The following is a 21,299-nucleotide window of genomic DNA, read 5'->3' on the forward strand; positions in this document are numbered from 1 at the left end:
TTCCTCTCCGTTCGACTCCATCCCACCACTGCCGGGGGACATGGACATGACGAACGGCTCCGCGTCGGATCGAAAGCCGGGCGGAGTGACCTGGACCACATCGACGCTGAGCCGGGGCGGCGCGGTCGGCGCCGCCCCGGGCTCGATCAGCCGAAGTAGCCGTTGAAGAGCAGCTCGCTGACCTTCGTCGTGGTTTCCTTGCCCACGTCGAAGCCGTCCTTGATCACCATGGTGTTGCTCATGATCGCGACGGTGTAGCGCTCGCGCGGGCCGACGAACCCGACGGAGTTCATGATCCACGAACCGTCGTCGTTGTCGTCGGACCAGCCGTTCTTGTTGCCGGGCTGGGCCTTCGCGCCCGCACCCCAGACGCCCCACTGCTGGTTGGCGTCGACGGTGCGCATCTCCTTGACGATGTAGTCGCGGTGCTTGGCGGGCAGCTTGCCCAGCACGTAGTTGACCAGGCGGTCCAGGTCGTTCGGGGTGGTGAGGATCCAGCCCCAGTGGTGCGGGTGCTTGTCGGTGAACTTCATGTCGGTCATGCCGTAGAGCGGGAAGCGCTTGGCGAACTCGGCCTCGCCGCCGAAGCGCTTCCACAGCGTGTGCGCGGCGTCGTCATCGCTGGAGTTGAGCATCCTGCGCATCAGCTCGCGGTCCTCGGCGGTCAGCTTGACCGCGCCGGAGTCGTTGCGCAGCAACAGGTCGACCACCATCGCCAGCTTCGGGGTGGAGCACGCCCACGCGTGCGTCCCCGCGGCGGGGTTGCGCCAGACGGCGCCGGTCAGGCGGTCCCGGACGACGATGCCGGTGACACCGGGGCGGCTCTCGGCGTACTTCTGCGCCTTGGCGATGCGCGCGCGCAGCTCGCCAGGGAAGAAGACGGCGACGCCCGTTCCGACCGATCCGGCCGGGGCCGGGGCGGCCTGGGCGACCGGCACGGTCAGGAAAGCAGTCACGGTCGTCGCGGCGAGGACGCCGGCGACCAGACCCTTGTTGATCTTTCTCACGCCATCGAGCGTATGCGGGTCCTGACCAGGAAATCTCCCCGGGCCGGGAGTGCCGAAGCGTTGTCCGACCGAGAACTGCCGGTGACCAGCTTCTCCGATCGGGTGAGGAGTCGCGCACGGGCTAACGATTTTCGGCGCAGGGCGAAACGCGAGGTACTGATCAAGGCGAAGGTGGGGTCATGGCGGCGGAGTCCTGGCACGCGGCACGGCTGGTTCCGACCTCCGGCATCGATGGTGCGGAGGAGCGGGAGCGGCGGTCGGTCTCGGCCTTACTCGCCGTCCTCGCCGCCGTCCCGGAGTTCGGCGCGGCCGTCGCGGCGACGCTGGGCGCGCCGTGCGGGCGGATCGAGACGTTCGTGGACGTCCCGTTCCGCGTCGGTGACCTCGTGTTCGCGCCGGGCGGCCTGATCCGGGTCACCAGGGGAGCCTGCCGCTGGACCGCGCTCGTGGAGGTGAAGACCGGCTGCGACGCCATTCCGGCCGACCGGCTGGGCACCTGCCTGAGCCTGGCGCGGGAGCAGGGCTTCGACGCGGTGGTCACCATCTCCAACGAGGTGCCCGCCGTCCCCGCTCCGTGTCTGCCCACAGTGGACGAAGCACGGCGGCTGCAGATCTCCTGGTCCCAGCTGCTGTGCAAGGCGGTCGCGGCGCGCGGCGCAGTCAACGAGGATCGGGCCTGGATCCTCGGCGAGCTGATCGGCTACCTGGAGCACCCCCGCTCCGGCACGGTGGCCTTCGACGACATGGGCGAAGCCTGGGAGCCAGCACGCGAAGCGCTCGCCGCGGGCACGCTGCGCGCGGAGGACCACGCGGCCACCGAGGTCGCGGCCCGCTTCGACGAGCTGCTGCGCTTCGCCAGCCTCCGGCTCGGCGTGGAGGCCACGCCCGCCCTGTCCCGCAAGGAAAGCGTCGATCCGGCGCTGCGCACGCACGCCCTCGCCGAGCGGCTCGTCGACGAGGGCACGCTGACCGGCGCCATCCGCATCCCGGGCAGCGCGGGCCTGCTGCACGTGACCGTCGACCTGCGCGCGGACCGGCTCGCCTGCTACGTCGACATGGACACGCCGCGCGACGGCCGCCCGGCGACCAAGGCGAACTGGGTGGAGCGACAGCTCAGGAACGCGCCGTCGACCGTGCGGGTCGAGCAGCAGCAGGAGCTGCGCTCGTTCCGCATCTCGCAGGAGTTCCCGATGGGCACGGGGCGCGCCGGGTTCGTCGGCTCGGTGCTGACGGCGATCACCACGTTCTACGAGGACGTCGTGCAGAACATCAGGACCCGGTCGGCGGCGGTGCCGCGGATGCGGTCCGGTGAGGCGGTCGCGGGAGCGCTGTAGCTAGAACCGCGGCGGGCGCTTGTCGAGGAACGCCCGCACGCCCTCGGCGTACTCCGGGCTGGTGTGGCTCGCCTCGAACAGCGCGTGCAGGTCGTCGTCCTCGGCGTGCAGGCCGTCGGTGATCCGGTTGACCACCGTCTTGGCGCCGCGCACGCTGACCTGGGCGCGGGTGGCCAGCACGGCCGCCAGTTCCTTGGCCCGCGCCGCGAGGTCGGTGGCCGGGTGCACCTCGTTGACCAGCCCGATGCGCAGCGCGGTGGCCGCGTCGATCAGGTCGGCGGAGAACAGGATCTGCTTCGCCCACGCCGGGCCGACCGCCTCGACGAGCCGCTTCGTCGACATGAAGTGGTAGATGATGCCGAGCTTGGCCGGGGTGATGCCGAACCGCGCGTCCTCGGCGGCGACGCGGATGTCGCACGCCAGCGCGATCTCGCAGCCGCCGCCGACGCAGAACCCGGTGATCGCGGCGATCACGGGCTTGCTGAGCGTGGCGATGGCGCGTTCGCCCGCGTGCACGACCTCGCTGTAGGCGCGGGCGCCCTCGGCCCCGCTGCGCAGCGTGCCGAACTCGCTGATGTCCGCGCCCGCGGAGAAGTGGTCGCCGCCCTGGACCACCAGGACCCGGACCGCGTCGTCGCGCTCGACCCGGTCCACCAGGCCGGGCAGCGCGGACCACATGGCGTGGCTCATCGCGTTGCGCTTCGCGGGCCGGTCGATGGTCAGGGTCGCCACCGCGCCGTCGACGGTCAGCTGGAGGTGCTCGCTCACCCCGCAACGGTAGCTCCTGGACGGACGGGGAAATCTGGGCGTGTGCCCATGCTCGTGTGGCCGTTCGGGTGAAGCCGCTGGACCGGTTAACGGATCTTCCCGTTGCTCCGAAACGCCGACTGTTCCCGGAGAAAGAGGGTCACGACATGGCAGAAGAGTCCTGGCACGCCGCACGGCTCATCCCGACCTCGGGCATCAGCGGCGCCGACGAGCAGGAGCGCCGCGCCACCTCGGCGCTGCTCGCGGTCATGTCCGTCGTGCGGGAGTTCGGCCGGGCCGTGGTCCAGCCCTTCGGCGCGCCCGCCGGACGGGTCGAGACCTTCATCGAGGTCCCGTTCCAGTTGGGGGAGAAGAAGTTCATCCCGGACGGCCTCGTCCGGGTCACGCGCGGCGCTCGGACCTGGACCGCGCTCGTGGAGGTCAAGACCGGGAACAACGCGTTGCAGGCCGAGCAGCTCGACGCCTACCTCGACGTCGCGCGGGAGCAGGGGTTCGACGCGCTGCTGACGATCTCCAACGAGATCCCCGCTGTTCCCGGTCAGCATCCGACCACAGTGGACAAGCGCAGGCTGCGCAAGGTCGCCCTGCACCACCTCTCCTGGTCGCAGCTGCTGTGCGAGGCGGTGATGCAGAAGGAGCACCGCGGCGTCGCCGATCCCGAGCAGGCGTGGATCCTCGGTGAGCTGATCCGCTACCTGGAGCACCCGCGCTCCGGGGCGATGATGTTCGACGACATGGGGTCTTCGTGGGTGCCCGCGCGGGACGCACTCGCCGCGGGCACGTTGCGGGCGAACGACAGCGCCGCGTCCGAGGTCGCGTTGCGCTTCGACGCGCTGGTGCGGTTCGCGTGCCTTCAGCTCGGCAGGCAGCTCGGCACCGAGGTCACGCCCTCCTTGTCCCGCAAGGAGATCGCCGATCCGGCCCTGCGAACGCAGACGCAGGCGGCGCAGTTGGCCGCGAACGGCGTCCTCGTGGGGGCCATCCGGATTCCGGACACCGTGGGGACCCTGCACGTCACCGCGGACCTCCGTGCCGGGCAGGTCGTCTGCCACGTCGACGTGGACGCGCCTCGGGAAGGGCGGCCGACCACGCGGGTGAACTGGTTGGTGCGCCAGCTCAAGAACGCGCCGGAAACCGTGCGCGTGGAGAGTTTTCTGATGCACTCCAGGGGACAGGGCGCCGCCGAGCTGTTGCGTGACGTGCGGCTCCGGGCGGAGCTGATGGTGGTCGACGCGAAGCGGGACCTGCGGTCGTTCCGGATCGCGCAGAACTTCGCCATGGGGGTCAAGCGCGGTTCCGGGCGGGGAGCGTTCATCGACTCGGTGCTCTCCGCGATCAACCAGTTCTACGAGGGGGTCGTGCAGGACCTCAAGCCGTGGTCGGCCCAGCCGCCGCGCATCCGGCCGGACGAGTCCTTCGCGCCACCCGCCGAGGTTCCGGTCGCCGCTCGTCTCCACCGCACCCTCCTCGCAGGACGGAGCGGAGCCGGCACCGCCGCAGTTCCCGGTGGCCGGGGCTTTGTAGGGCGCTCAGGGCACGTAGCCGTGGAGGAACGCGTGCACCCCGGTGGTCACCATCTCGGTGATCTCCTCGGCGGACGGTTCGGCGCCCGGGTAGGACGGGTTCCACGCGCCGATCAGCACGAGCAGGTGGACCGCCGCGCGATCGGTGTTGGTCACCCGCAACAACCCCTGTTCGCTGAGCCGCCGCAGGTGCCCCGCCAGTTCACGGCGGACCCGCAGCGGTCCGTTCTCCTGCCACGCCTCGATCGCGGCCTCGGGGATGTGCGCGGCCTCCGCGTTGATCTGCCGGACCAGTGCGAAGTGCTCGCTCGGGCCCGCGTTCGGGCTCGCCCACTCCAGGCCGAACTCGATCAGGTCCGCCGCCAGGTCGGTGACCTTGCGCAGGTGCCGGTCGATGACCTCGATCTGCCGCTGCGCGGTGCGGGCCGCACTCGCCTGGATGACGGCCTCGAACAGCTCGGCCTTGCCGCGGAAGTGGTTGTAGATCGTCCGCGTGGACACCCCGGCCGCCTCGGCGATGGTGTCGATGCTCGCCCGGGTGTAGCCGTCGCGCGCGAAGACCGTGAGCGCCCCGTCGAGCATCGCGGCGCGCTTGTCGGTGCTCCCGCCGCGCGGCCGCCCCCGGGCGCTGTTCTTGCTGGTCATCGCGTTCTCCTCGGGTTGGGCGCACGGTGAAGTGCAATGAGCGTTGTATTTATTGCCATGGTCGTTGTACTTTACCTTCCGTGCCGACCCGCATCGAAGGAGCAGACCGGATGACCCGCATCGCAGTCCTCATCGGCAGTACCCGCCCCGGCCGTCGCGGCGTGACCGTGGCCGACTGGGTGGCCAAGGCCGCCGCCGAGCACGCCGCGGTGGCGGCGGGCGAGGTCGAGATCGACGTGATCGACCTCGCCGACCACTCGCTGCCGCTGCTGGACGAGCCCGTGCCCGCGCTCGCCGCCGACTACCGCCACGAGCACACCCGGAACTGGGCCGAGGTGATCGGCTCGTACGACGGCTTCGTTTTCGTGACTCCCGAGTACAACCACTCCTTCCCCGCCGCGTTGAAGAACGCGATCGACTACCTGTTCGCCGAGTGGAACGACAAGGCCGCGGGCTTCGTGAGCTACGGCGCGCACGGTGGCATCCGCGCCGTCGAGCAGCTCCGCCCGGTGCTCGCCGAGGTGAAGCTGGCCACCGTGCGCACGCAGGTGTTCTTCTCGATGGCCGGAGACATCGAGCTGTTCACCGATCCGGACGCGTGGACGGCCAGCTCCTACCAGGTGGAGAACCTGAGCGCCATGCTCGACGAGCTCATCGCCTGGTCGGCGGCGTTGAAACCGTTGCGCGCCAAGGCTGCTGCTTGACCTCCGTCTACTGTGGAGAGTTGATCCCCACGCAGAGCACGGCGTCCGGCGTCTTCGCCCTGCCGACGACGCGCCCGGTCCACGCGACGCCGCCGATGTACTCCGTCTCCGCGCACTGGCCCTTGAAACGACCGTGCGCGAAGTCGCCGCCGCGAGCCCCGGCAGGGCGGTTGTCGCCGCGGTCGAACCACACCGTCCGGCCACTCGCGCCCACCTGCTGCCGCACGCGCTGACAGAGCACAGAGGACACGTCGGCGCCGCGCAGTGCGTACCCGGTCACGACATGCCCAGGAGGGCACTGGAACTTCGTGTACCCGGACGCCCAGTCGCCGACGACGTGGCGCTCATCGCGAACTGCTTCGAAGATCCGCTCGCGGGATCGAGCATCAGCTTGGTGTGCGAGCGGATTCGCGTCGAGCCCGGCCTCGGTGCACAGGCCGCGACCTCCGGTGTGCGCGAGGCCGATCAGGCGCTGGCCGTCCGGGCACGCCGCCTTGCGCGCGCCGGAGTCCCAGTCCGGTTCGGCGAGCAACCGCGACGACCGCACCGCGTCGCCGTGGTCCGGCGCGAGCATGTTCCACGCGTCGGACCGCGGCACCGGGCCGGTTTTCCCTTGCGCGCCAACGAGTCGCCGCCAGGCCGGGGCCCGCCAGTCGTCACCGTCGTCCACGCTCATCCGGTTGCCCGCGGCGTCCCAGTGCAGCATCGCCCAGCCGTTTCCGCGCCGGTTCTGGTGCCAGCCCACCAGTGGCCAGTACGCGAAGTCGGTGTCGTTGCGCACCAGGTGGTCCACGAAGTTCTCGAACCACGCCCGCGACTTCGGATCGGTCTCCTCGCGTCCGCCCGAGCCGAACTCGCTGATCCACACCGGTGCCGTGAAGTGCTGACCGCCCTGCTGCGCCACGAAGAACGCCTGCCGGTCCAGGACGGCGGACAGCTCCTCGCGGCCGAAGTCGCGGTAGCGGGGGTCGCTGGTCTCGCCGACTCCCGTGGCACCGCTGTGGTTCGGGCCGGTGTAGCCGTAGAAGTGCGCCGAGTACACCAGTTTCCGCGACCGCACCAACGTGTGCGACAGCGTGCGCGCCGGTTCGAGCGTGGGCCGCCCGTGCGGGAACCCGTTGGCCGGGATCCCGTACCAGTTGATGCCCTCGATGACGATCAGGATGTCCGGGTTGGCCTCGGTGAGGATGCGGTCCGCTACCCGCTGCGCCGCCGCGTGCCAGTCATGTTCGTTGCCCCACCCCCAATTCGGGTCGTCCAGGATGTTCCGCCGGACCTCGTTGTACAGATCGGCACCGACAACGCGGGCGTTGTGCCGGTAGCGCTGGACCATCAGCAGCCAGTCGGCTTCCCACTTCCGGGTGGCCTGGCTGGTGTTCCACCGCTCGTTTCCGTCGACGCCGCAACACCATCGTGTGGTGTTGGTGTGGTTGTTCAGGATCACCGCGAACCCGGCGGAGGTGAGCGCGGCGACCACCGCGTCGTAGACCTGGAGCGGGGTTTTCCCGCGCAGCACGGGGTTCGCGCGCACGGCGGCGTCGGGGACGGGGCGGGTGTCGTGCACCATCTCGTTGGAGAACGGCAGGCGGATGCTGTTCAGCCCGATCCCGCGGAAGCTCTCGATCATCGCCGCCATCGGCGCGCGGTCGAGGCCGAGCGGAATCCCGTCGCTCTTCTCACCCGCGTGGTGGTTGGCGGGATCGTTGACGTCGCCGGAGCCGGTCCAGGTGCCGCTCGCGCCGTGCCAGTTCCCGGACTTCAGCTTGAAGCGGTCGCCCTTCGCGTCGACGACGTAGCGCCCCTCGGTGCTCAGCGGCGCGGTCCACGGCACCGCTGCGGCGGCAGGAACAGGAACCGCCATCGTCGCCAGCAACAACCCCGCAACCACGAGCCTGGTCAGCGCCATGCGGTGATCGTCCCGCCTGCTCGCGCGCCGGAACATCCGGCAAAGGGATTTTTATTCGCGTTCGAAGCCCGCGGCGAACCGCTCCAGCGCCGCCGTGGTGCCCTCGCGGTCGCCGGTCGCCAGCAGGTCGAGCAGCAACCCGCGCACCACGGCGAGGCCGAGCCGGGCTTCCGCGCGGGCGGTCGCGGGATCGAGCCCCCAGTGCTCCGCGGCCAGGACGCCCTGCTCCAGGCAGTTCTCCACGACGCCGTCGAGCAGGGCGGTGGTGCCGGGGCGGCCCTGCAGCGCCTGGCCGTAGATCTCGAAGAACAGGCGTTCGTGTGGCCACAGCTCGGGGTCGGACAGGCGCCGCCAGAACTCGCGGATCACCTCCGGGGGCGAACCGGCGGAGTAGAGGTCGGCGAAGGCGTCGCGCTGCTGCTGCTCCACCGCGCGGATGACCTCCACGAGCAGCCCCTCCTTGGAGCCGAAGTGGTAGATCACCATGCGGTGGCTGGTGCCGAGCGCGGTGGCCAGCCCGCGCAGGCTCAGGTCGGTCAGCCCGTGCTCCGCCAGGTGCCGCACCGCCGCGTCGAGCAGCCGTTGCCGCGCGTCCTTCATCGCATCCCCTTGCCCTACCGGTGTACCAGTTGGTACATGTACCACATGGTTCACACTATCGAGGTCGAAGTGCTCGCGGCGGCGGCCCCCTCCGTCGTCTACGCGTTGCTGCGGGACGGGGCGGGCTGGCCGACCTGGTCGCCGCTGGGGTCGTTCGAGCTGGAGCGGCCGGGGGAGACCGAGCGGGAAGGGGTCGGGGCGATCCGGGTGTTCCGCACCGGGCCGCTGCGCAGCCGCGAGCGGATCGTGGAGCTGGTGCGGGACCGGCGGCTGGCCTACGTGCTGGAGTCCGGGCTGCCGATCCGGGACTACCTCGCGCAGGTCGACCTGGAGCCCCGTGACGGCGGGACGGTGATCCGCTGGCGCTCCACCTTCGGCGCCCGGGTGCCGCTGTTGGGCCGTTTGGTCCATACCATGCTGGATCGGTTCATCCGCCGTCTGGTCGCCGGTCTCGCGGCCGCCGCCGAAGATCGAAGCGGGCCCCGTAGTATGGACGGTCACGGCCGCTGACCTGCGCAAACCCTGTGCTCAGCGTAATTGGTTGCATACGCATCGCGACGGTGCAACCTGAGTTGCTTGTCATGCGTCTTCTGTATGAAAAGCAACCCGGCGCGACGCGGCCCGGAGTAGCGTTGATCAGCGGGGCGGCCCTGTTTCCGGCCGACTGGAGAACGAGGAGCACCCAGTGGGCCGACATCACCGTGCGTTCCGGTACCAACCGGAGCCCATCGTGACGCCGCCGACGAAATCCCAGGTCAAGCGCGCGCGCACGGTGGGCGGCGCCCTGATGCTCGCGCTGTTCTCCATGGTGCTCCCGGGGTCTGGGCACCTCGTGCTCCGCCGCCGCGTCGGCTACGTCTTCCTCGGCTTCTTCCTGCTGATGATCGGCGCGGGTGCCTACCTCGCGCTCACCACCTCCACCGGCGACCTGCTGGAGTACGTCGCCTCCTCGGAGTTCCTGCTCTACGTCATGGGCGGGCTCGCGGTGGTGGCGGTGTTGTGGATCACAGTCGTGGTGAGCGCCTACCTGGCCGCCGTGCCGCGCCGCACCGCCGGGGGGCAGCGCCTGGCGGGCGGGGCCATGGTCGCGGTGCTCTGCCTCGCGGTCGCGACGCCGTTCGGCTACGCCGCCTACAACCTCGACGCCCACCGCTTCCTGCTGAACAGCGTGTTCTCCGGGGACTCCGCCGATGCCGGGAAGCAGGTGACCAAGGAGGCGAGCTTCCGCAAGCCGCGGATCAACGTGCTGCTCCTCGGCAGCGACGCCGGTCACGACCGGATCGGCACCCGCACGGACACGATGATGACCGCGAGCATCGACACCAAGACCGGCCGGACCACGCTGTTCGCGTTGCCCCGCAACACGCAGAACGCGCTGTTCCCGCCCGGGTCGAAGCTGGCGAAGCAGTTCCCGAACGGCTTCACCGACCCGCGCAGCCCCAACTCCTCCGAGTACCTGCTCAACGCCATGTACAAGTACGGCAACGAGCACCCCGACCTGGTGCCGCCCGGCGGACCGAGCAAGATCGCCGGGCTGAACCTGCTGTGGTCCTCCATGAGCACCATGCTCGGCCTGGAGCTGGACTACTACGTCCAGGTCAACATGGAGGGCTTCGCCGCGATCATCGACGCGCTCGGCGGACTGGACGTCAACGTCGGCCCGCACCGGGTGCCGATGGGCGGCATCGGCCCGTTCGGCGAGGTCGTCAAGCCCTTCGGCTACATCGAGGCGGGCCGCCAGCACCTCACCGGTGACCAGGCCCTGTGGTTCGCCCGGTCCCGCACCAACACCGACGACTACACGCGGATGGGCCGCCAGCGCTGCCTGATCAAGTACGTCGTCGAGCAGAACCCGCCGTCGAAGATCTTCAACAACTTCAGCAGCGTGGCCCAGGCGACCAGTGCCAACGTCTCGACCAACATCCCGCAGGACGTGCTGCCCGCGTTGCTCCAGCTGGCCATGAAGATCAAGGAACAGCCGCTGGAGAGCATCTCGTTCGACCCGAACCTGCCCAACCCGCGGGCGCGGGACGGCAAGTTCGACACCGCGCGGCCGGACTACGCGTTCATGCGCCAGGTCGTGCAGTCCGCGATCAGCCCGCCGCCGAACCCGCACGCGGCTCCGGTGCCGGGCACCACGACCACGGCGCCGACGACCACCACGGGCAAGGCGGGCGGCAAGTCCAGCACCGGCAAGCCGTCCAGCCAGGTGAACCCCAGCTCCGCCCCGGCGACCTCGCTCAACGACGCCTGCGCCTGAGCTGCGCCGCCTGAGCTGGGCTGGTTGGGGCGTCTTCAAGTACAGCGCACCCCACCCGCGATCGTCTTCAACCGCCCCCAACCCCCGGACACCCCGGAGGTTGGGGGCGGTTTGCGATCGCTGGGGTGGGGGTCGGGGGTACTTGAAGACGGGGGAACCCCTGGGGCGGAGTGCCAGTGGGCCATGGGGGCTAGGGGCTAGCGGTAGCGGCGGAGTTCCTCGGGGTCGTGTGCGCTGAAGATCTCGATCTCGGAGCCGTGGGCCGACGCCAGCTGTTGGAGGCGATCGCGGTTGGCGGTGCGCTTGGCGTGATCGGTTCCCACGAGGTACTGGAAGACCTTCAGGCCCGGTGAGCAGTGCGGCCTGCGCGGGTCGACCTCGCCGCGGAAGAAGTACGCGTCACCGGCGTGCAGCAGCCAACGGGAGCCATCGCGCACCGCGACCCCGGTGTGCCCGCGGGTGTGCCCGGCCAGCGGCACGAGCAGGACGTCCTCGCTCAGGCCGTCGAGGCCGCGCACCGCGTCGAAGCCGAACCACTGATCACCACCGGCCCGGTAGGTCGCCCAGTCCGGACCGTGCGACCAGGTCGCGGCGAGGTAGCGGCGGCGCTCGGGCAGGGAGCGCGCGTTGGTGGCCGCGTCGAGTTCGGCGGCGTGCACGTGGACCTTCGCCCACGGGAAGTCGCGGAGCCCGCCCGCGTGGTCGTAGTCGAGGTGGGTGACCACGATGTGCCGCACGTCCTCCGGGGCGAAGCCGAGGGCGCGGACCTGCTCGATCGCCGTCTCCGACGCCCGCATCGACGGCCGCATGCCGCGGCGGAACTCTCCGGTCGTGGCGCCCGGGTGGATTCCGACGCCGGTGTCGACCAGGACGAGGCCGGAGCCGGTCTCGACCAGCAGGCAGTGGCAGACCAGCTCGGCACGGGCGAACAGGCCGCCATCGCCGTTGACCAGCTTGCGGAACGGCGGGGCGAGGCTGCCGCAGTTCAGGTGGTGGACGCGCATGGGTCCGAATACTTCCGAAAATAAGCAGAACGGTCTAGCTAGAGATCCGTTCACCCGGCCCCGCGCCCGGGACCGGGTGAACACGGGTGTTCTCAGTACTGGGCGCCGCACTGGGTGCAGATGAGCCGGCCGTTGTGCCGGACCACCTCGCCATCGCACTTCGAACAGGTACCGACGTGATCAGTGGCGTACATCGCTCACCTCTGGAAACGGATCTCGACTGGGGTGCCCCGTGCAGGGGGGACGGCCCCGAGTCCGATCCGTGACGTGACGTGAGCGGATGGTGACTATTTGTCTGGGTAACTTCAGTCGGGCTCGGGCGTGTCGAGCGTGGCCTCGATGTCCAGGGTGATCGTGATCTGGTCGCTGACCAGCTGTCCTCCGCCGGGCAGCCGGGCGTCGAAGGTCAGCCCGAACTCGCGCCGCCGGATGGTGGTGTGCGCGCTGAACCCGGCCCGGGTGACGCCGGTGTAGGGGTCGTCGATGATCCCGTTGAAGGTCAGCTTCAGCCGCACCGGCCGGGTCTGGCCGTGCATCGCCAGCTCCCCGTCGACCAGGAAGTCGGTGTCGTAGGGGTGGACCGCCGAGGACCGGAACTCCATCGTCGGATAGGTCTCGGACTCCAGGAACTCCGCGGAGGCCAGGCTCCTGTCCCGCTTGGCGCTGCCGGTGTCCAACGAGGTCGCGTCGATGATCGCGCGCACCGCGCACTGTTCGACCGTCTCACCGGTGAAGACCTTGCCGACGAACCGGCGGAACCGGCCGTGCACCTTGCCGACCGCCATGTGCCGCGCGGTGAACAGGACGCTGGAGTGCTCCTGGTCGATCGACCAGAACCCGCTGCGATAACCCGCGATCGCAGGTGCCGTCATGCTCTCCGCCCTCCGCAGTCGATCACCCGAAGGAGGGATGGTGGCGAACTCGGGCCACCCGCGCAAGGGCGGGTCAGACCGATCTCAGCTCGGTGCGGCATTGGTCCGCGATCAGCTGCTCCAGCGAGGAGCTCCTCGGCTGCCAGCCGAGCTTGCCGCGCAGCCGCCCGTTGTCGGCCATCAGCTTGGGCGCCTCGCCCGGGTGCGCGGGGTGGTGGGCAACCGGCAGCTTGCGGCCGGTGAGCTTGCGCGCGGTCTCCAGGATCGAGGACACGCTGGCCGGGGTGGCACCGACGTTGAACACCTTGTTGGTGCCCGTCTCGCACTCCTCCAGCGCCAGCAGCACCGCCCGCGCCACGTCGTTGACGTGCACGAAGTCCCGGATCGCGGAGCCGTCGCCGTAGACGTCGACCCGCCGGGCCCTGCCGGCGGCCACCGCGGCGACCTTCGGGATGATCCGCGAGCCGTCCGGGTCGCCGGTCTCGCCGACCGCGCCGGCGATGTTGAAGATCCGCAGGCTGACCGCGCCGAGCTGGCCGGTCGCGCACTGCCACGCGATGGCCTGTTCGGCGGCCAGCTTCGAGGCGGCGTAGGGGTTGCGCGGGTCGGGCGCGACGTCCTCGTCGATCGGCTGCCGCTTGGGCACGCCGTAGACGCTTCCGGTCGAGGCGAAGACCAGCCGCGCCGGTGGGGCGTCCCCGCCGGAGATCGCCAGCGCCTCCATCAGGTTCAGCGTGCCCGCCACGTTGACCCGGTAGTACCTGGTCGGGTGCGCGAACGCCTCGCGGACCCTGGTCAGCCCGGCCAGGTGCACGACGGCGTCGACGTCGGAGGTGGCCAGCACCAGCGAGTGGAAGTCCAGCAGGTCACCGCGCCGCCACTCCACCCGGCTGAAGCCGCGTGGCTGGTTCCGGTGCACGAGCCCGACCACCTCGTGGCCCTCGGCGTCGAGCAGCCGCACCGCGACGCGACCCAGGTACCCGCTCGCGCCCGTGACCAGAATCCGCATGACATCCCCGCACACTTCCCGCTTGGCGCCCCCGACAGCGCCGGCAAGGAGTATGCCCGGGCGGCGACAGGCGGTTTGGAACCACCCGTCGCCGGGGAAAACCGCGACCCGTGAAGGCGATCTCAGGCGGGGCTGTCGGTCACGGTGAACAGCGTGGTCACGCCCGCGATCTCCAGGATGCGCAACGCGTACTTGCTCAGATGGGTCAGCACCAGCTCACCGCCCGCCTCCTGGGCGGACTCGCGCGCCCGCACCAGGGCGCTGAGGCAGGCGGAGTCGAAGAAGGAGACACCGGAGAAGTCCACGGTGAGCTGCTTGGCCCCGGCTCCGAGCAGGCGCGCGACCTCGGCGTCGAGCTGCGGGGCGCCCGCGTAGTCGATCTCGCCGACCAGCTTGATCCGGCCCGCGGTGCCCTCGACCTCACCGTGCACCGAGCTGCCGAGGCCGGCCTCGCCCGCTTCGGTCGCCGGCGGCATGGGGTTGTTGCTCGTCATCCTGAACTCCCGCTGAGGTCGTCGGTCGGCCGTGCCGCGTCCCGGGAGGATGCCCGGTTCGCTTTCTACAGATGTGTCCCGCCGGGGTCGAGTTGAACCCTGATGAGTCATTCCCCATATGTTTGTCGAGGGGCAAACATACCGTCGTCCGCAGTGAGGTAGGCAGTCCATGGGTGAACAGCAGCGCCATTCCGGAGCCGAGGTCGCTTCCTTCCTGCTGGAGCGCGAGGCCGAGATCATCGACTCGTGGCGGCGGTTGCCCTTCTTCGACTCCGGGGACGGCGACCAGGCCCAGGTCGAGCGGGACTGCGGCGCCGTGGTGCGCGCGCTCGCGGAGGCGGTGCGCACCGGGGACGAGGACGATCCTGCCGCAGCCCCGTTCAACTCGCTGCGCGGGCTGTTCATGGAGCTGGCGGGCAGGCGCACCCGGTTCGGCGACTCCGCCAGCGAGGTCGCGGTGGAGGCGGGCAGGCTGAAGGGCCCGGTCGTGCGGCTGTGGAAGTCCGCGGGCGGGCACCGCGGCGTCGAGCAGACCGCGCTGCTGGTCGACGCCCTCGGCACGCTGCGGGTGGCGGTCATGGAGATCGCCGTGTCCACCAGCGCCGAGCTCATCCAGCAGCAGCAGGAACAGCTGCTGGAGCTGTCCACGCCGGTGATCAGCCTGTGGCGGGGCATCCTGGCCGTGCCGCTGATCGGCACCCTGGACAGCGCGCGCAGCCAGATCGCGATGGAGAGCCTGCTGCAGGCGATCGTCGACCAGCGCGCCGAGGTGGCGATCCTGGACATCACCGGCGTCTCCATGGTCGACACCATGGTGGCCCAGCACCTGCTCAAGACGGTGATGGCGGCCAGGATGATGGGCGCGGAGTGCATCATCAGCGGAATCCGCCCGCAGATCGCGCAGACCATGGTGCAGCTGGGCATCGACCTGGAGGAGGTCACCACGCGCGCCGGTCTCGCGGACGCGCTGGCCTTCGCGTTGACCAAGATCGGGTACCAGGTCACCGCGCCCACCGGGGCGATCGGCCGATGAACGCGCTGCCACTGCTGCGGATCGGCGACGTCCTGCTGGTCAGCATCCAGACGGAGCTGCACGACGAGCTCGCGCTGCGGTTCCAGCGGGAGCTGGCCGAGAAGGTCGCCGACGAGCACATCCGCGGGGTGATCATCGACATCTCCGCGCTGGAGATCGTCGACTCCTTCCTCGGCCGCGTGCTGCACGACATCGCGGCGACCACCTCCGTGCTGGCCGCGCGCACCGTGGTGGTCGGCATGCGGCCCGCCGTCGCGATCACCCTGGTTGAGCTGGGGCTCTCGTTGCACGGGCTGCGCACCGCGCTCAACGTCGAGGCCGGTCTGCGTCAGCTCGGCATCCGCAGGCTCGACGTGTCCGGGGAGGCTCGATGAGCCGAGTCCTGGCGGCTGACACCATGCCGATCAGGTCCGAGGGCGACATCGTCGGCGTCCGGCAACTGGTCCGGCAGCACGGTGCTGCCGCGGAGCTCTCGCTGGTGGAGCAGACCAAGCTGGTCACCGCGGCGAGCGAGCTGGCCCGCAACACCCTGTTGCACGGCGGGGGCGGCAAGGTGGAGGTGGAGTCCGTCGAGGAGGACCGGCGGCGGACCATCCGGCTGAGCTTCATCGACTCCGGCCCCGGTATCGAGGATGTGGAGCTGGCGCTGACCGACGGCTACACCACCGCGGGCGGGCTGGGGCTCGGCCTCGGCGGCACGCGCAGGCTGGCAGGCGAGTTCGAGATCGACTCGGTGCCCGGCGAGGGCACGACGGTGACCGTCCGCTTCCACACGAGGGTCCGCGGGTGAGCGAACGCAGACTGGACATGCGGGTGCACGAGCCCAGCCACGTGGGACGGGCGCGGGCGCTCGCGGTCGAGGCGGCCAAGCGCGCCGGGCTCAGCGAGGACGCGGTCGGCCGGGTGGCGCTCGCGGCCAGTGAGCTCGCGGGGAACCTGGTCAAGCACGCCGCCGACGGGATGCTGCTGACCCGGCACGCGCCGGGCAGGCTGGACCTGGTCACCGTGGACCGGGGGCCGGGCATGCGGGACCCGAAGCGCTGCCTGGTCGACGGGTTCTCCACCGCGGGGAGCATGGGGACCGGGATGGGCGCGGTGCGCCGGGCGGCCGACTTCTTCGACCTGTATTCGTTGCGCGGCAAGGGAACCGCCGTGCTCGCGCGGTGGCTCGAAGGGGACGCCGAGCCGGGGCCCGCCGGTCTGGTGCTGCCCGCGCCGGGCGAGTCGGCCTGCGGGGACGGCTGGCGGGTGCGCGACGACGGGCGGACCCTGACCGCCGCGCTCGTGGACGGTTCCGGGCACGGCGAGGCCGCGGAGGCCGCCGCGGCGAGCGCCCTGCGGGTCGTCGACGAGTCCCCGTTGCTGCCGCCGCTGGACCTGCTGGAGCTGATGCGCGAACGCATCGCGCGGACCAGGGGGGCCGCCGTCGCGCTCGTGCGGATCGATCGTGGGGCCGGGCTGCTCCGGTTCGCCGGGATGGGCAATATCGTGGTGCGGGTGCACGAACCCGGGGCGGAGCACAGCGTTCAGCTCGTGTCCTCCCCGGGCATCGTCGGCCACCGGGCACAACGCCATCGCCCGGTGGAGACGTCGCGGCAGTGGACGACGGAGACCATGGTGATCATGAACACCGACGGGATCAGCCAGCGGTGGTCGCTCGACGACTGGCCCGGAGTGCGCGCGGCCGACCCGTTGCTGCTCAGCGCGCTGGTCCTGTGGCAGGCCAACCGGTTGCGGGACGACGCCGGGGTGCTCGTGCTCGCCGGTGAGGGCGGTGGTCGATGAACCCACGCAGGACCGAGCTGGTCGAGCAGCGGGTCGACACCGAGGCCGAGGCGGCGCGGCTGCGGGAACAGCTGCTGCGGGTGCTCGCCCAGCTGCCGGTCGACGACGTGCACGGCGCCGAACTGCTCGTCGCGGCATCCCGTGAGCTGCGCGATCTCCTCGACGCCGGTGGCGGCACGGTGCGGATCGTGGTGGAGGACCTGCCGGAGGGGACCTCGCTGCCGGTGCTCGGGACGGAGCCGGGGCGGGTGGGCGATGACGCGGTTCTCGGCCCGCTGCTCGCGGTGATCGCCGAGCAGCGCAAGGCGCTCAGCTGGCACCAGACGGAGCTCCAGCAGACCAACGCGGGGTTGCTCGCGCTGCACGCGGAACTGGAGCAGCAGCGGCGCAGGCTGACCTTCCTCGACGAGATCAGCCGGATGCTGGTCACCTCGCTCGCCGAGGACGAGGTGCTGCAACGGCTGGTGCAGCACCTGGTGCGCGCCGGCTTCGCCGAGACGGCCACCGCCTGGGTGCCGGTCGAGGAGGCGCTGTCCTGCACGGCGACCACCGAGGACGAGATCCCGCGCATGCCCTGCCCGGAGGTCGTCGCCGCGGCGCGGGCCCACCGCGCGCAGACCGGCAGCGGCCTGCTGGTGCTGCCCTTCCTGGTCGGCACCCAGTGCCTCGGCGTGCTCGAACTGGGGCGGGAACAGCCGGACTACGACGAGGACGAGCGCGAGCTCGGCAACCACGTGGCGGGCCGGGCGGCCATCGCGTTGCGCAACGCCCGCGAGTACGAGCGGGAACGGGATCTCGCCGAGACGCTGCAACGCGCGATGCTGCCCGCGCTGCCGCGGTCGCCCGCGATCCGGGTCTGCGCGCGCTACCGCCCGGCCACGCGCGGCATCAACGTCGGCGGAGACTGGTACGACGCGTTCATCCGGCCGGACGGGCGCCTCGTGCTCACGGTCGGCGACGTGACCGGCCACGGCATCGACGCCGCGCTGATGATGGGCCAGTTGCAGAAGGCGTTGCGCGCCTACGCGATCGAGGGGCACGGCCCCGGGACCACGCTGCGCCTGGTGCACCAGCTGATGCGGACGCAGGAGACCGATCTCCTCGCGACCGCGGTGCTCGCCGAGCTCGATCCGGGCAGCGGGGCGCTGCGCTGGGCGGGGGCCGGGCACCTGCCGATGGCCCTGCGCGCCCCGGACGGCACGGCGGAACTGCTCACCGAGCGGCAGGCGCCGCTGCTCGGGCTGCCCCTGGCCACCCTGGAGGTACCGGAGCACTCGACCGTGATCGAGCCCGGTGGCGGACTGCTGCTCTACACCGACGGTCTGGTGGAACGGCGGCATTACGACATAGATACCGGTTTGAGACGTTTGGTCGACGCGTTTGCTGCCGACCCCGATATCCAGGGGGAGCCGTTGGTCCGGGCGATGCTCGCCGATCTGTTGACAGACAGTCGGCACGAGGACGACATGTGTCTTCTCCTGTGCGAGCGAGTGGCGCCCGAGAACCCTGATGCGGAGTGAGTGCGTGCCAGAGGCAGCGAGTTCGGAGACCATGCGGACCGTCGTCGCGTTGCAGCGCGATCCGGGGTCCTGCGCCGCGGTCCGAGCGCTGGTGACGAACGTGCTCGGGCGCTGGGGCATGCCGGAGGACCTGGTCCGCGACGCGGTGCTGGTGGCGAACGAGCTGGTGGCGAACGCGGTCGAGCACGGCGCGGGCCCGGTGTGGTTCGGGCTGAGCCGGACCGGGACCGGAATCCGGATGGAGACCGGGGACAACGGCGCCGATCTGCCGCGGCTGCGCAGCACCGGGCCGAGGGACGAGCGGCACCGCGGGCTGGTGATCGTCGGCGCGCTGAGCACCGGCTGGGGGACCGAGCACCGCGCGGACGGCAAGGTCGTCTGGGCGACGATGAGCGCCTGAGGCTCGTTCTCAGGCGGTGCGGCCCCGCCAGTCGAGGCAGACCGCGACCGCGTCGTCGTCGAGGTCGATGTGCCCGCTGAACCGGCTCAGGTCGGCCATGAGCGCCCGGACCGCCTCCGCCGCCGAGAGCCCTCGGGTGGCGGCGAGCAGCCGGGACAGCAGTTCCTCGCCGTAGCTGAGCCCCTCGGCCCGCGCCTCGTAGACGCCGTCGCTGATGATCACCAGCCGGTCGCCGGGCCGCAGCTCGAAGCGCTGCTCCAGGTAGTGGGTGCTGTCGAACATGCCCAGCGGCAGCTGCGGCTCCAGCCGCACGTCCAGCACCTCGTCCCCGCGCAGCCGCCAGATCTGCGGGGAGCCCGCGTCGATCACCGCGAGCCTCCCGGTGGCCAGTTCGACCTGGAGCAGCAGCGTGGCCACGTGCTGTTTGCCGCCGTACTGCGCCCAGATCGCCTGGTCGGCCAGTGCCGCCTGGTCGGCGAGGTCGACCCCGGCGCGGCGGGCGTTGCGCAGCGCGTGGATGGCCAGGCTGGTCAGCAGCGCCGCGTCGACGCTCTCGCCCATGCCGTTGGTGACGGCGACGGTCAGGTGCTCCTCGTCGGCGCTCCAGTCGAAGTTGTCCCCGCGCACCGCGTACGCGGGCTCCAGCTGGCCGGCGAGGCTGAACTCGGCCTGGTCGAGGCAGCGGCCGGGCAGCAGGTCCCACTGCATCTCGGCGGCCAGGGTGAGGCGTTCGGTGCGGCGGGCCCTGCGGAAGCGGTCGGTGACCACCTCGGCGGCGATCAGCGCCTGCCCGGCGCGCTCGGCGAGTTCGGCCAGCTCCGAGAGGTCCTCGGGCGGCGGCCCCGGCCAGCGCAGCCGGAGGACGCCGAGCCGGTCACCGCGGACGCTGATCGGCAGGTGCCGGAACTCCCCGTCGACCACGGGTTTCTGCTGGGCGTAGGCGGCCCCGGCCGGGGAGGAGGAAATCGGTTGCCCGCCCGAGCCGGGGTTCAGCACCGGTTCCAGGGAGGCCGTCCGGTAGTCGGCGAGGAACACCTCGGCTTCCGCCACCCCGTAGTGGGTGTGGAGAATGTCCCCCAAGGCGTCGCCGAGGCTGTGCGCGGGCGTGCGCAGCATGGCACGCTCGACATCGGTCAGCCGCTGGGTCGGGTGCAACAGGTCCTCCTGGGGCGCCGGGCGCGGAACGAACGGCCCTGCCCGGGGACGTTGTTCCAGTGGATGCCCCGATACGGGGGCAGTGATGTCGACGCTTCTCGTCAGAGCGGAGTATGACGCTGGTGCGGCACCCCAACCACCAATCGGCCGATATCGCGGCCGCAGTGGAGGCTGCCGCAGAGGCCCTGGTGATCGTCTGGGGCCGGAGTTCGGAGCGCCTGCACCCCAAGGTCTCGCCGTCCCAGCTGCGCGCGCTGCTCGTGGTGGAGCACAGCGGCGCGCTCACCCTCGGCGGGCTCGCGGAGGAGCTGGGCGCGATCCCCTCCTCGGCGAGCAGGCTCTGCGACCGGCTGCAGGCCGCCGGTCTGCTCGCGCGCACCGCGGGGTCCACCGACCGCCGTGAGGTGTCGCTGCGGCTGACCAAGGACGGCCAGCGCCTGCTTGAGGAGCTGCGGCTGACCAGGCGGGAGGAGCTGGCCAGCGTGCTGGGGGCGATGAACCCGCAGGCCAGGGAGGCGCTGCTGGCCGGGCTGGACGCGTTCCGGGTGGCCGCGGTGCGGTCCGGGCTGCGCAGCGGGGAGACCGGCTAGCGCCGTGCCGGGATCGGCTGGCGCCGTGCTGTGCCCAGAGCCGTGAAGCCTCGACATGCCGCCAGCCTCCAGAAGATGTTTGCCCTAGGGCAAGAATTCTAGCGAGCGACTGTTGCCCTTGTGCAAGTAGTGGGTGGCGGCTCGTTCAGCGGCTGGTCGCGGTGGTGCTCGTCGGCTTGGCCGTGGTCGTCGCGGTCGTGGTGCCGGGCCGCGCGGTCGTGGTGGTGGTCGTCGGAGCGGGCGGGCTCGGCACGGGCAGCACGACGTCCGGTACGACGATGGAGGGCAGCTCGATCGGCGAGGGGCTGGGCGTGACCACGGTGCTCCCGTTGATCACCGTGGTGGTCGGGACCAGGGTCACCGACGTGCGGCCGGGCTGGTACTCCATCGGCTTGCCGTCCGGGTCGGTCTCGAACCGCTGCTCCGCCCCGCCTTCGCCGGGGTGCAGCGCCCCGCCGTCGCGACCGGGGACGCCGGTGGTGGCGAGCCGGTCGGTCAGCACGACACCGGCGACGACCGCGACGGCGGCCGAGGTGGCCAGGGCCAGGGACCAGACGGGGAACGGCAGGCGGGACCGCCGCCGCTCCGGCGCTTCCGCGTTCTGGGCGGGGGTTTCCTGCGCTCGTGACTGTTGCACCGGGGACTCCAAACCAAGGCGCGGCACACCGCCGCGTGTAGCTCCCCGAACCG

General features: G+C 71.0%; 24 protein-coding genes. 11 read left to right on the forward strand and 13 right to left on the reverse strand.

Going from position 1 to position 21,299, the window contains the following annotated elements:
* Window positions 1-146: 146 nt before the first annotated feature.
* A complete protein-coding gene (locus NLX83_RS17545; protein ID WP_308209327.1) occupies window positions 147-863 on the reverse strand; it encodes a serine hydrolase in 717 nt (238 codons plus the stop codon).
* 323 nt (window positions 864-1,186) lie between these two features.
* On the opposite strand from NLX83_RS17545, the gene NLX83_RS17550 reads away from it, so the two are divergent.
* Window positions 1,187-2,341: a hypothetical protein gene (locus NLX83_RS17550; protein WP_254235915.1), complete on the forward strand. Its 1,155-nt coding sequence runs from the start codon at window positions 1,187-1,189 to the stop codon at window positions 2,339-2,341.
* Here the strand turns inward: NLX83_RS17550 and NLX83_RS17555 are convergent, their stop codons facing one another.
* From NLX83_RS17555 to NLX83_RS17570, 4 genes are all read right to left on the reverse strand, one after another.
* Window positions 2,342-3,109, reverse strand: a complete 768-nt coding sequence (locus NLX83_RS17555) for an enoyl-CoA hydratase/isomerase family protein (RefSeq protein ID WP_254235916.1) — start codon at window positions 3,107-3,109, stop codon at window positions 2,342-2,344. It lies immediately after the preceding gene.
* An 86-nt stretch (window positions 3,110-3,195) separates the two neighbouring features.
* Complete coding sequence (locus NLX83_RS17560) at window positions 3,196-3,813, reverse strand: hypothetical protein (RefSeq protein ID WP_254235917.1); 618 nt, start codon at window positions 3,811-3,813, stop codon at window positions 3,196-3,198.
* A gap of 149 nt (window positions 3,814-3,962) precedes the next feature.
* Window positions 3,963-4,127, reverse strand: coding sequence for a hypothetical protein (locus tag NLX83_RS17565; RefSeq protein ID WP_254235918.1), 165 nt, complete (start codon window positions 4,125-4,127; stop codon window positions 3,963-3,965).
* 511 nt (window positions 4,128-4,638) lie between these two features.
* On the reverse strand, window positions 4,639-5,277 hold the full coding sequence (locus NLX83_RS17570; protein ID WP_308209315.1) for a TetR/AcrR family transcriptional regulator: 639 nt from the start codon (window positions 5,275-5,277) through the stop codon (window positions 4,639-4,641).
* A 110-nt stretch (window positions 5,278-5,387) separates the two neighbouring features.
* Between NLX83_RS17570 and NLX83_RS17575 the strand changes: the two genes are divergently transcribed.
* Window positions 5,388-5,981, forward strand: coding sequence for an NADPH-dependent FMN reductase (locus tag NLX83_RS17575; RefSeq protein ID WP_254235919.1), 594 nt, complete (start codon window positions 5,388-5,390; stop codon window positions 5,979-5,981).
* Between the two features lie 7 nt (window positions 5,982-5,988).
* Here NLX83_RS17575 and NLX83_RS17580 read toward each other — a convergent pair whose 3' ends face one another.
* Together NLX83_RS17580 and NLX83_RS17585 are read right to left on the reverse strand one after the other, a co-directional pair.
* Window positions 5,989-7,923 carry a glycoside hydrolase family 5 protein gene (locus NLX83_RS17580; RefSeq protein ID WP_308209316.1) on the reverse strand — a complete coding sequence of 645 codons (1,935 nt, stop codon included), beginning with the start codon at window positions 7,921-7,923 and terminating at the stop codon, window positions 5,989-5,991.
* A gap of 15 nt (window positions 7,924-7,938) precedes the next feature.
* Window positions 7,939-8,487, reverse strand: a complete 549-nt coding sequence (locus tag NLX83_RS17585) for a TetR/AcrR family transcriptional regulator (RefSeq protein WP_254235920.1) — start codon at window positions 8,485-8,487, stop codon at window positions 7,939-7,941.
* Window positions 8,488-8,532: 45 nt separating this feature from the next.
* On the opposite strand from NLX83_RS17585, the gene NLX83_RS17590 reads away from it, so the two are divergent.
* Together NLX83_RS17590 and NLX83_RS41875 are read left to right on the forward strand one after the other, a co-directional pair.
* The gene (locus tag NLX83_RS17590) at window positions 8,533-8,997 is read left to right on the forward strand and encodes an SRPBCC family protein (protein ID WP_254235921.1); all 465 of its coding nucleotides are present in this window, start codon (window positions 8,533-8,535) and stop codon (window positions 8,995-8,997) included.
* Window positions 8,998-9,217: 220 nt separating this feature from the next.
* Window positions 9,218-10,747: an LCP family protein gene (locus tag NLX83_RS41875; protein ID WP_254235922.1), complete on the forward strand. Its 1,530-nt coding sequence runs from the start codon at window positions 9,218-9,220 to the stop codon at window positions 10,745-10,747.
* Window positions 10,748-10,944: 197 nt separating this feature from the next.
* Here the strand turns inward: NLX83_RS41875 and NLX83_RS17600 are convergent, their stop codons facing one another.
* The 4 genes from NLX83_RS17600 to NLX83_RS17615 all read right to left on the reverse strand — a co-directional run bounded on the left by NLX83_RS17600 (window position 10,945) and on the right by NLX83_RS17615 (window position 14,126).
* Window positions 10,945-11,751, reverse strand: a complete 807-nt coding sequence (locus NLX83_RS17600) for an MBL fold metallo-hydrolase (RefSeq protein ID WP_254235923.1) — start codon at window positions 11,749-11,751, stop codon at window positions 10,945-10,947.
* Window positions 11,752-12,056: 305 nt separating this feature from the next.
* Window positions 12,057-12,623, reverse strand: a complete 567-nt coding sequence (locus NLX83_RS17605) for a YceI family protein (RefSeq protein WP_254235924.1) — start codon at window positions 12,621-12,623, stop codon at window positions 12,057-12,059.
* Window positions 12,624-12,696: 73 nt separating this feature from the next.
* A complete protein-coding gene (locus NLX83_RS17610; RefSeq protein ID WP_254235925.1) occupies window positions 12,697-13,632 on the reverse strand; it encodes an NAD-dependent epimerase/dehydratase family protein in 936 nt (311 codons plus the stop codon).
* Between the two features lie 122 nt (window positions 13,633-13,754).
* Window positions 13,755-14,126, reverse strand: coding sequence for an STAS domain-containing protein (locus NLX83_RS17615; RefSeq protein ID WP_254235926.1), 372 nt, complete (start codon window positions 14,124-14,126; stop codon window positions 13,755-13,757).
* Between the two features lie 169 nt (window positions 14,127-14,295).
* Between NLX83_RS17615 and NLX83_RS17620 the strand changes: the two genes are divergently transcribed.
* The 6 genes from NLX83_RS17620 to NLX83_RS17645 are packed head-to-tail and all read left to right on the forward strand — an operon-like array spanning window position 14,296 to window position 18,864.
* Window positions 14,296-15,159 (forward strand): STAS domain-containing protein, encoded by an 864-nt coding sequence (locus tag NLX83_RS17620; protein WP_254235927.1) that lies wholly within the window; start codon window positions 14,296-14,298, stop codon window positions 15,157-15,159.
* Window positions 15,156-15,533 (forward strand): STAS domain-containing protein, encoded by a 378-nt coding sequence (locus NLX83_RS17625; RefSeq protein ID WP_254235928.1) that lies wholly within the window; start codon window positions 15,156-15,158, stop codon window positions 15,531-15,533. Before NLX83_RS17620 ends, NLX83_RS17625 begins: the two co-directional genes overlap by 4 nt.
* A complete protein-coding gene (locus NLX83_RS17630) occupies window positions 15,530-15,949 on the forward strand; it encodes an anti-sigma regulatory factor (protein ID WP_254235929.1) in 420 nt (139 codons plus the stop codon). The genes NLX83_RS17625 and NLX83_RS17630 overlap by 4 nt, the downstream gene beginning before the upstream one ends.
* Window positions 15,946-16,944 carry an ATP-binding protein gene (locus NLX83_RS17635; RefSeq protein WP_254235930.1) on the forward strand — a complete coding sequence of 333 codons (999 nt, stop codon included), beginning with the start codon at window positions 15,946-15,948 and terminating at the stop codon, window positions 16,942-16,944. The genes NLX83_RS17630 and NLX83_RS17635 overlap by 4 nt, the downstream gene beginning before the upstream one ends.
* Window positions 16,941-18,464, forward strand: coding sequence for a PP2C family protein-serine/threonine phosphatase (locus NLX83_RS17640; protein WP_254235931.1), 1,524 nt, complete (start codon window positions 16,941-16,943; stop codon window positions 18,462-18,464). The genes NLX83_RS17635 and NLX83_RS17640 overlap by 4 nt, the downstream gene beginning before the upstream one ends.
* A gap of 4 nt (window positions 18,465-18,468) precedes the next feature.
* Complete coding sequence (locus NLX83_RS17645) at window positions 18,469-18,864, forward strand: ATP-binding protein (protein WP_254235932.1); 396 nt, start codon at window positions 18,469-18,471, stop codon at window positions 18,862-18,864.
* A gap of 9 nt (window positions 18,865-18,873) precedes the next feature.
* Here NLX83_RS17645 and NLX83_RS17650 read toward each other — a convergent pair whose 3' ends face one another.
* On the reverse strand, window positions 18,874-20,019 hold the full coding sequence (locus NLX83_RS17650; protein ID WP_254235933.1) for a PP2C family protein-serine/threonine phosphatase: 1,146 nt from the start codon (window positions 20,017-20,019) through the stop codon (window positions 18,874-18,876).
* A 113-nt stretch (window positions 20,020-20,132) separates the two neighbouring features.
* Between NLX83_RS17650 and NLX83_RS17655 the strand changes: the two genes are divergently transcribed.
* Entirely contained in the window at window positions 20,133-20,609 is a 477-nt protein-coding gene (locus tag NLX83_RS17655; protein ID WP_254235934.1) for a MarR family winged helix-turn-helix transcriptional regulator, read from the forward strand.
* Window positions 20,610-20,754: 145 nt separating this feature from the next.
* Here NLX83_RS17655 and NLX83_RS17660 read toward each other — a convergent pair whose 3' ends face one another.
* Complete coding sequence (locus NLX83_RS17660; protein WP_254235935.1) at window positions 20,755-21,246, reverse strand: hypothetical protein; 492 nt, start codon at window positions 21,244-21,246, stop codon at window positions 20,755-20,757.
* Between the last annotated feature and the right edge of the window lie 53 nt (window positions 21,247-21,299).

Source organism: Allokutzneria sp. A3M-2-11 16 (assembly GCF_024213555.1).
Lineage (GTDB): Bacteria > Actinomycetota > Actinomycetes > Mycobacteriales > Pseudonocardiaceae > Allokutzneria.